The organism is Arthrobacter sp. I3 (genome assembly GCF_000520575.1).
GTDB lineage: Bacteria > Actinomycetota > Actinomycetes > Actinomycetales > Micrococcaceae > Arthrobacter > Arthrobacter humicola_A.
The window spans coordinates 100,505-112,361 of record NZ_KI914969.1 but is presented as its reverse complement, the minus strand read 5'-3'; the positions used below and the strand labels follow the sequence as shown (position 1 = coordinate 112,361).

The window sequence follows — 11,857 nt, the reverse complement described above, 5'->3', positions numbered from 1 at the left end:
TCGGCAATTCCGGGGAATCAGCCGTGCGCGTGGTCCGCGCCAGGCGGCCCGGCGGCGTTGACGCCGGCCGCGCGTTCGGCGGCAGCCAGGGCATGTTCCAGCCGTTCCACGGCCGGGGCGTAGGCGGCATCGGTGCAGGCGCGGTCCGTACGGCCGCCGAGGCCCTCGGCGGCCTTGATCGCCCGGATCAGTGCCGCGGTTTCCGGTTGCCGGGCATCGCTCATCGCGGGATAGTCAATCGAGAATCCCGGATCCAGTTCGTACCGCTGCCACCGGGCGAGGGCGCTCCGGTGCCGTGCGGCAGCCGCCTCGTTCAAGAGCCGGGTTTCCCGGCCGGCCCGGCGGGCTTCCTGCCGGCGGAGCAGCCGGGGTGCCGCAGCCACGGCCGCCAGGGCAGCTCCCGCGGCCAGCATCCCGAGGGCCAGGCCGGCCCAAGGCCATGTGGAGGAGGCCAGGACGATGGCGGGGACAATGACGGCGAGTCCGGCGAATGCGTCCCAAAACGCGCCGTCCGCGCCTTCGGAAGGCCCGTCGTCGGCCGCCAGGTGCTTGCGGGCGAAATAGACCGAGGCGAACGCTGCCCCGGCAACCAAAATGGCGAGGGCCAGGAACTGCCAGGCCGCGAGGGCGCCGGATAGTGAAAGCGTCATTGCACACCTCCCCGGAACGGTCCCGGGCGGGCGCTGTTCCGCTAGTTCCATTGGAATCCCTGGCGGCGGGGCCGTCAATGCCTGCCGGGCCGGGGCAATGTCCGGTGCCAGCGCGGACGCAAACCCAGGCGCCAAGGCCCGGTGCGGGGCCGCGTCGCGGTTCCTACACCGAGCCTCCCGGCGTAGCCTAGGGGCCATGCGACTGAAAATGTGCAGTATCCACGTCAAGGATCCAGCCTCGGCCCATGAGTTCTACACCGGCACGCTGGGCTTCGAAACGCTGATGGCCATGCCGGAGCACAACCTCTTCATCATCAAGGATCCGGATGGTGACGGAGGCGCCGGACTGCTGCTGGAACCCAGTGACAACCCGATCGGAGCGGCCTACATGAACGGTCTGCACGACGCCGGGATTCCCGCGATCGTCTTTGGCGTGCCGGACGTGCGCGCCGAATACGACCGGCTGGCGGCCAAGGGCGTGATGTTCCAGGGGGAACCGTCCGAGGGGCCCGGCGGGACCAGTGTGGTGTTGGATGACGGCTGCGGGAACTTCGTGCAGCTGCACCAGGACTAGAGGCCGGACCATCGCGCCCTGACTCTGCCTAACGGCTCGTCTTGTCCTTGTCCGGGTGCTCGTCGCCGATATGGCCCGGTGCGTTGGCGGCCAGGACCCGCGCCACGAAGGAGGCATACTCCTCCATATAGTGGCGCAGCAACCCGGCCGTAGCCTCGTCCTTGACCTCGCCGTCCTCGCCGTAGGCCTCCGGGACGAAGCGGATGTACGCCTCCGGAGCATTCAGCTGCGGCGCGTCGAGGAAGCTCAGCACGCTGCGGAACGAGGACTGCATCACGGCCGTCCCAATGCCGCCGGGGGAGGCGCCGATGATCCCGGTGGGCTTGCGGGCGAAGGAGTTGGTGCCCCACGGCCGGGATCCCCAGTCGATGGCGTTTTTGAGCGCTCCGGGGATGGACCGGTTGTATTCGGGCGAGACGAACAGGATGCCGTCGGAAGCCGAGATGGCATCTTTGAGGGCCTGCCCAACGGGTGGGAAGGCGGCATCAAAATCCGGGCTGTACAACGGCAGATCCCTGATGGGGATCTCCGTGAACTCCAGTTCCGCAGGCGCAAGCCGGATCAGCGCCCTGGACAAAGTGCGGTTGATGGAATTGCTCGAGAGGCTCCCGACAAAATATCCGATCTTGAAGGCCATGGCCTTGTTCCTTCCCGATACGCCGCCGGTGGCAGGTGAATTGGGATACGGAGGGGATCGGACCGGCGGCCCCGACCCATTCCGCGAGCGTAGTCCTGTGTCCGCGGGATGAAAAGTGGGGCCGGGAGAAAGCGCGTGCCGCTATTCGGCCTTGGCGCGGGCTTTCTTGGCATCCTTCTTGGCGGCCTCGTCCTTGACCCGCTGGGCCTCGGCGCGCACGGCGGCGTGGGTGGCGCGCTCGGCCACCAGCCAGGCCGGGGGAGCCTGGAGCAGTGCGGTGATTTCCGCCGTCGTCAGCGCTTCCTCAACACCACCGCGGGCCAGGCCGGCGATGGAGACGTTGAGCTTCTGCGCCACCACGGGGCGCGGGTGCGGGCCGTTGCGGCGCAGTTCCGCGAGCCACTCCGGCGGGTTGGCCTGGAGATCGGCAAAATCAGCGCGGGTGATGGTTGAATCCTGGAACTCCTGGGGTGTCGCCGGCAGGTAGATGCCAAGCTTCTTGGCAACGGTGGCCGGTTTCATGGACTGGGAGTTTGCAGAGGTCATAGTCCAAGGGTATCTGCCGGGATGCCCGCAGGGCACCAACCCAGTACCAACCCAGCACCGGAACAGCGCCGGATCAGCACGGTGCCGCCGTCGAGGCGGACCCCCGCGCCACCCCGGGCGGTACTGTGAACATGTGTCCGCAGCAGAAGAACCATCCCAGACCCCCGACGAAACCGCCGTCGTCCCAGCCGTCGCAGTCGGGCGGGAGCTGCGCTTCGCGTACGTGGCCGGTGTGACACCGGGCAAATGGATCCGCCGCTGGGAGGAACGGATGCCCGATGTTCCGCTGCACTCCTTTATGTCCGACGACGGCGCGCAGCTGTCCGTGCTCCGCAACGGTACCGCGGACCTGAGTTTCGTCCGGCTCCCGGTGGAACGCGAGGGCCTCAGCGTGATCCCGCTCTACGAGGAGCAGCCGGTGGTGGTGGCACCGAAGGGGCACGAGGTCTCCTTGTTTGAAGAAGTGGACCTGGCGGACCTGTCTGCCGAGACGTTTCTCGATGTGCAGGAGCTCGGCGGACCCGCGATGGCCCTGCAAGTGGTGGCCTCCGGTGCCGGGCTGGTGATCCTGCCGATGTCCGTGGCCCGGCACTTCAACGTCAAGGACACCGTGGCGCGGAAGCTCACGGGCGCGCCCGGCACGGAGATCGCCCTGGCCTGGCCGAGCGACGCCACGGACGAGGTCATCGAGGAATTCATCGGTATTGTCCGCGGACGCACCGCGGCGAGCTCGCGCCAGCCCTCGGCGCAGCAGGAGAAACCCAAACGCGAGCCCAAGCCGGACCGGCGCGGCACCGGAGCCGCCAAGAAGCCCAAGGTGGCGCAGCGTTACGCGCCCAACCCGGACAAGGGCCGCGGCAAGGGATCCCGGAAAAAGGGGAAACGCTAGGCCTGTGGAGTTGGACGCTCCTGGCGGCGTTCTGTGATCGCTGGGTGTCTCCTTCCGGGAGGACGCGCCGAGCGGCTGGTTGGTGAGTGGTGGTGGAATACTTCCCCGACCGCGCGGAGGAATAGCCCTCAGCGCCTCGTCTCGTACCTGGTCAGGACCACGCCGCCGGGAAACGTCCGCGTCTCCATCAGGTTCAGGTTCACCCAGCTGTCCAGCGAGGTGAAGAACGGAGTGCCGCCGCCCACCAGAACCGGATGGGTGACTAGCGCGTATTCGTCGATCAGCCCGGCCCGCATGGCCGCCCCGGCGAGCGTTGCGCCGCCGACGCTCATCGGGCCGCCGTCGCCGGCCTTGAGCCGGGTGATCTCGGCGATCGCGTCGCCGGTGACCAGGCGGGTGTTCCAGTCGACGTTGTCGATCGTCGAGGAGAACACCACCTTTGGCGTGTCCCGCCAGTTCCGCGCGAACTCGATCTCCGCCGGGGTGGCGTTGGGCTGCTGGTCGCCGGTCGGCCAGTAGGAGCTCATTGTCTCCCAGAGCTTGCGGCCGTACAGTGACAGGCTGCTAGCCCGCTCCTGGTCGAGCCACCACTGGAACAGTTCGTCGCTCGGCGCGCTCCAGCCGATGTCGTCGCCGGCTGCGGCGATGTAGCCGTCCAGGGTCAGATTCATGCCGTAGATCAGTTTTCGCACGGCGCCAGCCTTCCGTTTTGTCGTGGTCGAGGGGCGTCATTGAACTCTGTCGTCCCGCATATGATCGGCAGCATCCTGTCCCTCATGGAGCCACCGTAACTGCCCATGATCTGGTTGCCATAGCCTTCGGTCCGCGATTCAACTGAGCTGCCCGGTGAAGGATCCCCTATCGGACGGCCGCACCCTCGGCACGGCCGGAAAGTTTTTTGCGCATCGGTAGGCTAAACCCATGGCATTAGGGGATGCGGTGCAGCCGCCGACAGTTCGGTCACACGGAGTGGTCCTCGATGCTTACGCGTTCATCAAGGGTTGGCTCATCGCCACCTCGCTCTGGGTCGGCGTGCTACTTCTCCTGGTGGCGGCAGGCTATGGTGTGCCCGCCTGGCGGGACGGCACCGACGCCGGCCACGTATGGGGCTTTTTGGGCATGGTGATTCTGTATGGCTTCGGAGTTTCCCTGGTGTTTGCGGCGCCACTGGCCTGGGTGTTGGCCTATCTTTTGCGCCCGGTCCGGAATCAATGGATCCACATCGGAGCCTTTTTCGCGGTGCCCACCCTCGTGTTCTGGCTGCTGGGAAGCGTCCTGGGCCTCGGCTGGCAGCCCTGGCTACTGATTCCCTGGGCCACCGTTGGCGCAGCGGCAGCCATCGCGCGTTGGGCAATCCGCAATGACGTCCTTGCCTCGAATTCTGCAGCTGACCCGACCTGACCGCCCGCTGCACGATCGGCTTGCGGCCACTTTCTGTCTCCTCCTTTGCCGGGGCAGGCACCCCATGTGAGGCGGCCCTAAACCGGTGTCAGGTCGATGTGAATCAGAGCTGTCCCCTGACCTTCCGTACCAGCTCCGCGATGAGTCAAGGCACAGTATCCGACGGCTCAGGCCCCATCCTTAGACGCGGGGGCTGACAGGTGCCGCCGCACTGGTCCTTATAGCCAGACGGAGCAGTCGTTCGAGAGCTGCCGAGGATCTCGCAACTTCAATTACACCGGCGGAGGATCTCGAAGGAATTCGAGTCCTCTCGGATCAACAGCAGGGCTGAGAGTTCTGCGAACGACGGGCTGCCGCGGTGGGGGATGTCTCACGGCACGCGAATTGAGTCCTCAGTCCTGATTCTCGGGAAACGGAGGAGGGCCAACGATTTCGATGCCACCGTTTATCCGCCCTGATTCGCGAATGCGCTCAAAGTCCACAACGCCCGGCTTATTGCTCGAGCCGAGGGGTTCGCTGGCGCCGTCGTAGAACGCCTGCGCGCTGCCGGGGGTGTGGAGGCACAAAACACGGGTCCCGTCCTGAAGGACTTTGAACGCGTGGGGGACGCCGCGTGGTGCGATGGTTACCCCGCCCGTAGTGACCCGGTGCTCCTCTCCGTCAATGTTCATCAAGATCTCTCCGGCCAGGATGTACATGGTTTCATCCGAGTCCGGATGGGTGTGCATCGGTGTTACCTTGTCGAGAGCCATCTCGTCCTCAAACATGAGGAACGCTCCGCCGGTTTCGTCTTCCGTCGCCTTCCATGTGTGTATCCCTCCACCGAAGAACCAGCGCCTGGCCCCTTCCCCGGGTTGCAGGACGAGTGCTGATGCGGTCTTATTCGTCTCCATGGTGCTCGCCTCGATGAGTGGTAGGAAGACTTATGGGACACCTGTCCCATAACAAGACTCATGTACCATGAAGATCATGTCAAGGGCTTACGCGGACGTTGGTCGGATCGGGCAGAAGCGCCGCACGCTGGACGCTTTGGTCGGGGCGGCGCGCTCTTTGGTCGCGTCCGGCGTTTCGCCGACGGTGGATGATGCGGCGCAGGCTGCGGGCATAGCGCGGAGTACTGCCTACAGGTATTTCCCCGGCCAGCGGGAGCTACTGGCGGCCGCCCACCCGGAAACGGCACGCATGTCGCTGCTGCCGGAGTCTCCGCCTCCGGGTGCGGCAGAGCGGCTGGACGCTGTGGTGGCCGAGTTCACCAGGATCATTGTTGATACCGAAGCCCAGCAGCGCACCATGCTGCGGCTTTCGCTGGAGCAGGCAGGCGGTGAAGTACGTGGCCTTCCCCTCCGGCAGGGACGGGCGATTGCTTGGATCGCTGAGGCGCTTGCGCCACTGCAGGGACAAATGACGGATCAGGACATTCATCAACTGGCCCTTGCCATCCGAAGTGCCATAGGGATCGAGTCCCTGGCATGGCTGACAGATGTTGGAGGTCTCAGTCGGGAAGAGGCCATCGACTCCATGCGATGGACGGCCCGGGCCCTTTTGACCCACGCTCTGACGGCCGGACTTCCAACCCGCGAATAGGTTCCCGCCTTGCCAAGTCCGTTTCAGCCGTCATTGTCCGAGTTATCCGTTCGCCCGGTGGTGGCCTCGAAACCTATGCCATGCAAGACGGCACCTGCCGCCGGAAACTGCGACCTCGAGCGATCACAGTTCGCCGCCACATAGCGCGGGACTCCACACGCTGGGCCGCAACCCGCTCCCAGCGTGGTCTGCTACTTGGCGCAGGCGTCCTGAAGGGCCTTGACGGATTCGGCCGGAACCTGGTCGCCGGAGTCGGCGATCTGGCGCAGCGGGGTGGTGATCTCAGCGGGTGCACCCGCGGCTTCCGCGCTGCTGACAAGACCGCCCAGCAGTTCCTTGTCGCTGGCGCTGACCAGGCCGTTCTTCACGATGGCGCAGGCCTGCTTCTTCACTTCATTGCCGGCCGCCGTCGCAGCCTGTGACGCCCCGTCGTTGACGGCCTTTTCGGTAGCGTCCTGCACCTGCCCACAGCCGGTAAGCCCGATCAAGAGGGCGGCAGCGGCAAGGGGGGCGAGACGTCGTTTCATCCACCCACCCTAACAAGCGCGGATTGTGCCGGCCTGAGGAAAAAGGGCAAACGCCGGGCCGTAGCCCTGTGGGCACCGGCGCGCATAGGCTCGGTGAGTGGACATCGTCGAGTTCCTGACCGCACGCATTAGAGAAGACGAAGCCGCCGCCCTGAAGCTGCTCGGCGACCCCACGCTTGCTGTCTCCGGCGAGTGGTATGAACGCCGCCTGCTCCGTGAGTGCGAGGCCAAGCGCCAGCTCATCGGCATCATTGAATCCGCACGCCAGTCCGTGCTGGCTACGTTGGTCAGTCAGGAACCCGCCGACGCCGGATGGGTGCCGGACGTCATCGAATGGACCACGCTCTCCCTGCACACCCTTGCGCTGCCGTATGCGGACCACCCCGAATTCCAGGCGCACTGGCGGATCGCCGGATAGGCCCGTCAGCGGTCAGCTCCTGAGAGGCTGACGGGTCCCGGAAACCTGCAGGAAATCTCCGCGGCCTACTCTGGTCACACCGCGGCTTCTGCGGTCCGCCAGCCGGTTCGGTTCTTGAAGGGATACCGTCATGCACCTCTTGCCCCGTGAGCAGGAAAAGCTCATGATCGTGGTCGCGGCGGATCTCGCCCGCCGCCGCCAGGGACGCGGACTGAAGCTGAACTTCCCCGAGGCCGTCGCGGTGATCAGCTACGAACTGATCGAGGGCGCCCGGGACGGCCGGACCGTTCCGGAGCTCATGAGCTACGGAACCACCATCCTTGGCCGCGACGACGTGATGGAGGGCGTGCCGGAAATGATCCACGACGTCCAGATCGAAGCAACCTTCCCGGACGGCACCAAGCTCGTCACCGTTCACGACCCGATCCGTTAGGAGCTTCGATGATTCCGGGAGAATACGTTCTCAGTTCCGCGCCGCTGGTCATCAACGCCGGCCGTGAGGCGGTGGATGTCGCGGTGACCAACACCGGAGACCGGCCCGTCCAGGTGGGCTCGCATTATCACTTTGCCGAAGCCAACTCCGCGCTGCAGTTTGACCGGGCGGCCGCCTACGGCCGCCGGCTGGACATCCCGGCCGGCACGGCCGCGCGGTTCGAACCCGGGGACAGCAGGACCGTCCGGCTGATCGAGCTCGCGGGCAGCCGGGAAGTGTACGGCCTCAGCAACGCCGTCAACGGCACACTCCGCAAGACCGGACTCCCTGTTTCCGGACTCCACCCTTCCGAACTCCACGTTTCCGAAGGGGAAGGTGACGCACAGTGAGTTTCGAGCTATCCCGCAGGCAGTATGCGGACCTCTACGGCCCGACGACGGGCGACGCCATCCGCCTGGCCGACACGGATCTGTTTCTTGAGATCGAGAAGGACCTCACCGTTTACGGCGAGGAAGTGGTGTTCGGCGGCGGCAAGGTGATCCGCGACGGCATGGGCCAGAACGGCCAGCTGACCCGTGATGAGAACATTCCGGACACCGTGATCACCAACGTCGTGGTGCTGGACTACACCGGCATCTACAAGGCCGACGTCGCGCTCCGGGACGGCCACATCTTCCGGATCGGCAAGGCCGGCAACCCGCAGATCACCGACGGCGTGGACATCGTGATCGGCACAAGCACCGAGATCATTGCGGGCGAGCGGAAAATCCTGACCGCCGGCGGGGTGGACTCGCACATCCACTTCATCTCCCCGGACCAGGTCCCCGCCGCCCTGTGCAGCGGCGTGACCACGATGGTCGGCGGCGGCACCGGTCCCGCCGAAGGCACCAAGGCCACCACGGTCACCCCCGGAAAATGGCACATCCAGCGGATGCTGCAGGCCGCCGAAGGGCTGCCCATCAACATCGGCCTGTTCGGCAAGGGCCACGCGTCCGCCGTCGAACCCCTGGCCGAGCAGATCCGCGCCGGCGCGATCGGGCTGAAAGTCCATGAGGACTGGGGCTCCACCACGTCCTCGATCGACACGTCGCTGCAGGTCGCGGACCAGTACGACGTCCAGGTGGCCATCCACACCGACACCCTGAACGAGTGCGGCTTCGTGGAAGACACCATCCGGGCCATCGACGGCCGCGTGATCCACACCTTCCACACCGAAGGCGCCGGCGGCGGCCACGCCCCGGACATCATCAAGATCGCCGGGCTGCCCAACGTCCTGCCGGCGTCCACCAACCCGACCCTGCCGTACACTCGCAACACCATCGAAGAGCACCTGGACATGCTCATGGTCTGCCACCATCTGAACCCGGACATCCCGGAGGATGTGGCATTCGCGGACTCCCGCATCCGCGCCGAGACCATCGCCGCCGAGGACGTCCTGCAGGACCTGGGCATCTTCGCGATCACGTCCTCGGACTCCCAGGCCATGGGCCGGGTGGGCGAGGTGATCATCCGCACCTGGCAGGTGGCGGACAAGATGAAGAAACAGCGCGGCGTCCTCAAAGACCCCCAGAGGGACGACACAGGGGATAGCGCAGCCGGCAACCACGGCGCCCCTTCCGGCCTCGGCGCGGAGAGCGACAACTTCCGGATCAAGCGCTACGTGGCGAAATACACCATCAACCCCGCCATCGCGCAGGGCATGGCCGACTCCATCGGCTCCGTGGAGGTCGGCAAATTCGCAGACCTGGTGCTCTGGGATCCCGCGTTCTTCGGGGTGAAGCCGGACCTTGTGCTCAAGGGCGGCCAGATCGCCTACGCCCTCATGGGTGACGCCAACGCCTCCATTCCCACCCCGCAGCCGCGCACCATGCGGCCGATGTTCGCCGCCTATGGCAAGGCGCTGCAGCAGTCCTCCATCACCTTCCTCTCCCAGGCCGCCATCGACGCCGGGGTCCCGGCGGAGCTCGGACTGGAGAAGGTCATCCGGCCAGTGTCCGGAATCAGGAACCTCACCAAGGCGGACCTCAAGCACAACGGCGCCACCCCTGATATCGAGGTGGACCCGGAAACGTATCAGGTGAGCGTCGACGGCGAGGACGTCACCTGCGAGCCCTCAGACGTGCTGCCCATGGCGCAGCGCTACTTCCTTTTCTAGGCTTCCAGAGGAGACCACCATGATCATCGAAAAGGTCCTCGGCAACACCCACGACCTCCCTCCCGGTCCGGACCCCTACTTTGGGCTCCACCGCGAGAAGGTGGTGCTGCCCAGCGCCCAGCTGGTCAAACGCATCCAGCGCGCTACCACCGACCACGGGAAGGAACTCGGCATCCGCCTCCCCGCCGGTTCCGGGGACCTGCGCGACGGCGACATCCTGCACGTGGCCGACACCAACATGATCGTAGTGTCGGTGCTGCCCACCGACGTCCTGGTGATCGCCCCGCGCTCCATCCACGAGATGGGGATGGTCGCCCACTCCCTGGGCAACCGGCACCTGCAGGCCCAGTTCTTCGACGCTTCCTCGGAGTACGGGGCGGAGGTGATGGTCTGCCAGTACGACCACACCGTGGAGGACTATCTCAAACACGTCGGAGCGCCCTACGACCGCCAGGAGCGCGTGATGCCCGTACCCTTCCGCCATGCCGAACACTCGCACTAGTTTTCTCTTCCGCGGCTGGGGCGCCGCCCCGGATTTGGGGCCGTGCCCGCTCCGCGGTGCCCGCCACGCCGCGGCCCCAAAATCCGGGTCGGCGGCTTGTGATCTCGCCTTTGGGGACCTCCCGTGATGCATTATCAATTGGCGTTGCAGCAGCTGACGGATTCCGCTTTGCCTACCGGGGCGTTTGCTCACTCGCTGGGGTTTGAGACGTATGTGGAGCGCGGGCTGGTGCACGATGAGGAGTCCTTTGGGGTGTGGCTGGCGGCGTTCATTTCACAGCAGCTGACGTACTCGGACGCCCTGGCAATCCGGTTCCTCTATGAGGACGTTCCGGTTGCCGAACTGGATGCGTTGTTGACCGCCCAGTTGTTGCCCCGGCAGTTGCGCGAGGCCAGTACCAAGATGGGCGGACGTCTGCTGGAGATCGGCGCCGAGATCTTTCCGTCCCCAGATCTGGCGGAGTACCGGAATCTGGTGGGTTCCGGCCGTGCCGCCGGGCATCAGCCGCTGGCGTTCGCCGTCGTCGCACGGTCCCTGAACGTACCGCTCCCCGAGGCCCTCGCCGCTTACCTGTTCGCCGCGGTGACGTCGTTGACACAGAACGCCGTCCGGGCGATCCCGCTGGGGCAGAACGCCGGCCAGCGGATCCTGCGGAGGGCCGCCGACGGCGTCGCCGCCGCTATCGAGCGGATCAGTCACCTCACGCCTGATGACTTTGGGGCCGTCAGCCCCGGGCTGGAAATTTCGCAAATGCGGCACGAACGCCAGCGCGCCCGCATGTTCATGAGTTAACCGAGCTACACACGAAATATGTCTGGAGAAGAATATGTCTGAGCCCGTCAAGATCGGCATCGGCGGCCCGGTGGGTGCCGGCAAGACCCAGCTCGTGGAGCGGCTCACCCGTCACATGAGCCGGGAGATCTCCATGGCGGCCATCACCAACGACATCTACACCATCGAGGACGCCAAGATTCTCGCCGCCAACGGGATCCTGCCGATCGACCGGATCATCGGCGTTGAAACCGGCGGCTGCCCGCACACCGCCATCCGCGAAGACACGTCCATGAATACCGCCGCCATCGAGGAGCTGAAGCAGCGGCACCCTGACCTGCAGGTGATCTTCGTGGAATCCGGCGGCGACAACCTCTCCGCAACGTTCAGCCCCGAACTGGTGGACTTTTCCATCTACATCATCGACGTGGCCCAGGGTGAGAAGATCCCGCGCAAGGCCGGCCAGGGCATGATCAAGTCCGATCTGTTCATCATCAACAAGACCGACCTCGCCCCCCACGTCGGCGCGGACCTGGCCGTCATGGAGCGGGACTCCAAGGAATTCCGGGGCGAGAAGCCGTTCTGCTTCACCAACCTCAAGACCGACGAGGGGCTGGACCGCGTCATCGACTGGGTGCGGCGGGACGTCCTGATGCTCGATCTGGCGCCGTGAGTGCTCCCGGGGTCAGTCCCGGCGAGCTAACCGCTGAGGCGGCGAGGCCGGATTTTGGGGCCGCGGCGTGGCGGGCACCGCGAAGCGGGCACGGCCC

General features: G+C 65.8%; 17 protein-coding genes. 11 read left to right on the top strand and 6 right to left on the bottom strand.

The annotated features are described in order from the left end of the window. Positions 1-17: 17 nt before the first annotated feature. Complete coding sequence (locus Y706_RS27080) at positions 18-650, bottom strand: hypothetical protein (RefSeq protein WP_043436921.1); 633 nt, start codon at positions 648-650, stop codon at positions 18-20. Positions 651-846: 196 nt separating this feature from the next. Here Y706_RS27080 and Y706_RS0121635 point away from each other — a divergent pair, with 196 nt between their 5' ends. Further along, positions 847-1,224, top strand: a complete 378-nt coding sequence (locus tag Y706_RS0121635; protein ID WP_028278219.1) for a VOC family protein — start codon at positions 847-849, stop codon at positions 1,222-1,224. A gap of 28 nt (positions 1,225-1,252) precedes the next feature. Here the strand turns inward: Y706_RS0121635 and Y706_RS0121630 are convergent, their stop codons facing one another. Both Y706_RS0121630 and Y706_RS0121625 read right to left on the bottom strand, forming a co-directional pair. Beyond that, complete coding sequence (locus Y706_RS0121630) at positions 1,253-1,861, bottom strand: NADPH-dependent FMN reductase (protein WP_028278218.1); 609 nt, start codon at positions 1,859-1,861, stop codon at positions 1,253-1,255. Between the two features lie 141 nt (positions 1,862-2,002). Further along, positions 2,003-2,407 (bottom strand): DUF5997 family protein, encoded by a 405-nt coding sequence (locus Y706_RS0121625; protein ID WP_018775636.1) that lies wholly within the window; start codon positions 2,405-2,407, stop codon positions 2,003-2,005. A gap of 208 nt (positions 2,408-2,615) precedes the next feature. On the opposite strand from Y706_RS0121625, the gene Y706_RS0121620 reads away from it, so the two are divergent. After that, positions 2,616-3,296 (top strand): LysR family substrate-binding domain-containing protein, encoded by a 681-nt coding sequence (locus tag Y706_RS0121620; RefSeq protein WP_043436970.1) that lies wholly within the window; start codon positions 2,616-2,618, stop codon positions 3,294-3,296. Positions 3,297-3,424: 128 nt separating this feature from the next. Here the strand turns inward: Y706_RS0121620 and Y706_RS0121615 are convergent, their stop codons facing one another. Continuing rightward, positions 3,425-3,988, bottom strand: coding sequence for a dihydrofolate reductase family protein (locus tag Y706_RS0121615; protein ID WP_028278216.1), 564 nt, complete (start codon positions 3,986-3,988; stop codon positions 3,425-3,427). Positions 3,989-4,217: 229 nt separating this feature from the next. Here Y706_RS0121615 and Y706_RS0121610 point away from each other — a divergent pair, with 229 nt between their 5' ends. After that, positions 4,218-4,697: a hypothetical protein gene (locus Y706_RS0121610; RefSeq protein WP_156945220.1), complete on the top strand. Its 480-nt coding sequence runs from the start codon at positions 4,218-4,220 to the stop codon at positions 4,695-4,697. A 392-nt stretch (positions 4,698-5,089) separates the two neighbouring features. Here the strand turns inward: Y706_RS0121610 and Y706_RS0121605 are convergent, their stop codons facing one another. Next, on the bottom strand, positions 5,090-5,590 hold the full coding sequence (locus tag Y706_RS0121605; protein ID WP_028278214.1) for a cupin domain-containing protein: 501 nt from the start codon (positions 5,588-5,590) through the stop codon (positions 5,090-5,092). Positions 5,591-5,657: 67 nt separating this feature from the next. Between Y706_RS0121605 and Y706_RS0121600 the strand changes: the two genes are divergently transcribed. Then, positions 5,658-6,281 carry a TetR/AcrR family transcriptional regulator gene (locus Y706_RS0121600; RefSeq protein WP_028278213.1) on the top strand — a complete coding sequence of 208 codons (624 nt, stop codon included), beginning with the start codon at positions 5,658-5,660 and terminating at the stop codon, positions 6,279-6,281. Positions 6,282-6,472: 191 nt separating this feature from the next. On the opposite strand, the gene Y706_RS0121595 is transcribed toward Y706_RS0121600, so the two are convergent. Beyond that, entirely contained in the window at positions 6,473-6,808 is a 336-nt protein-coding gene (locus tag Y706_RS0121595; RefSeq protein WP_028278212.1) for a hypothetical protein, read from the bottom strand. A gap of 97 nt (positions 6,809-6,905) precedes the next feature. Here Y706_RS0121595 and Y706_RS0121590 point away from each other — a divergent pair, with 97 nt between their 5' ends. The 7 genes from Y706_RS0121590 to ureG all read left to right on the top strand — a co-directional run bounded on the left by Y706_RS0121590 (position 6,906) and on the right by ureG (position 11,760). Then, positions 6,906-7,226 carry a DUF6221 family protein gene (locus Y706_RS0121590; RefSeq protein ID WP_028278211.1) on the top strand — a complete coding sequence of 107 codons (321 nt, stop codon included), beginning with the start codon at positions 6,906-6,908 and terminating at the stop codon, positions 7,224-7,226. Positions 7,227-7,356: 130 nt separating this feature from the next. Continuing rightward, positions 7,357-7,659, top strand: a complete 303-nt coding sequence (locus Y706_RS0121585) for an urease subunit gamma (RefSeq protein WP_028278210.1) — start codon at positions 7,357-7,359, stop codon at positions 7,657-7,659. A gap of 8 nt (positions 7,660-7,667) precedes the next feature. Further along, positions 7,668-8,048 carry an urease subunit beta gene (locus Y706_RS0121580; protein ID WP_028278209.1) on the top strand — a complete coding sequence of 127 codons (381 nt, stop codon included), beginning with the start codon at positions 7,668-7,670 and terminating at the stop codon, positions 8,046-8,048. Then, positions 8,045-9,814 carry an urease subunit alpha gene (ureC, locus tag Y706_RS0121575; protein ID WP_028278208.1) on the top strand — a complete coding sequence of 590 codons (1,770 nt, stop codon included), beginning with the start codon at positions 8,045-8,047 and terminating at the stop codon, positions 9,812-9,814. Before Y706_RS0121580 ends, ureC begins: the two co-directional genes overlap by 4 nt. Before the next feature lie 19 nt (positions 9,815-9,833). Further along, complete coding sequence (gene ureE / locus Y706_RS0121570) at positions 9,834-10,316, top strand: urease accessory protein UreE (RefSeq protein WP_028278207.1); 483 nt, start codon at positions 9,834-9,836, stop codon at positions 10,314-10,316. A gap of 126 nt (positions 10,317-10,442) precedes the next feature. Beyond that, on the top strand, positions 10,443-11,108 hold the full coding sequence (locus Y706_RS0121565) for an urease accessory protein UreF (RefSeq protein WP_043436919.1): 666 nt from the start codon (positions 10,443-10,445) through the stop codon (positions 11,106-11,108). 34 nt (positions 11,109-11,142) lie between these two features. Continuing rightward, positions 11,143-11,760, top strand: a complete 618-nt coding sequence (gene ureG, locus Y706_RS0121560; protein WP_028278205.1) for an urease accessory protein UreG — start codon at positions 11,143-11,145, stop codon at positions 11,758-11,760. Positions 11,761-11,857 lie beyond the last annotated feature (97 nt).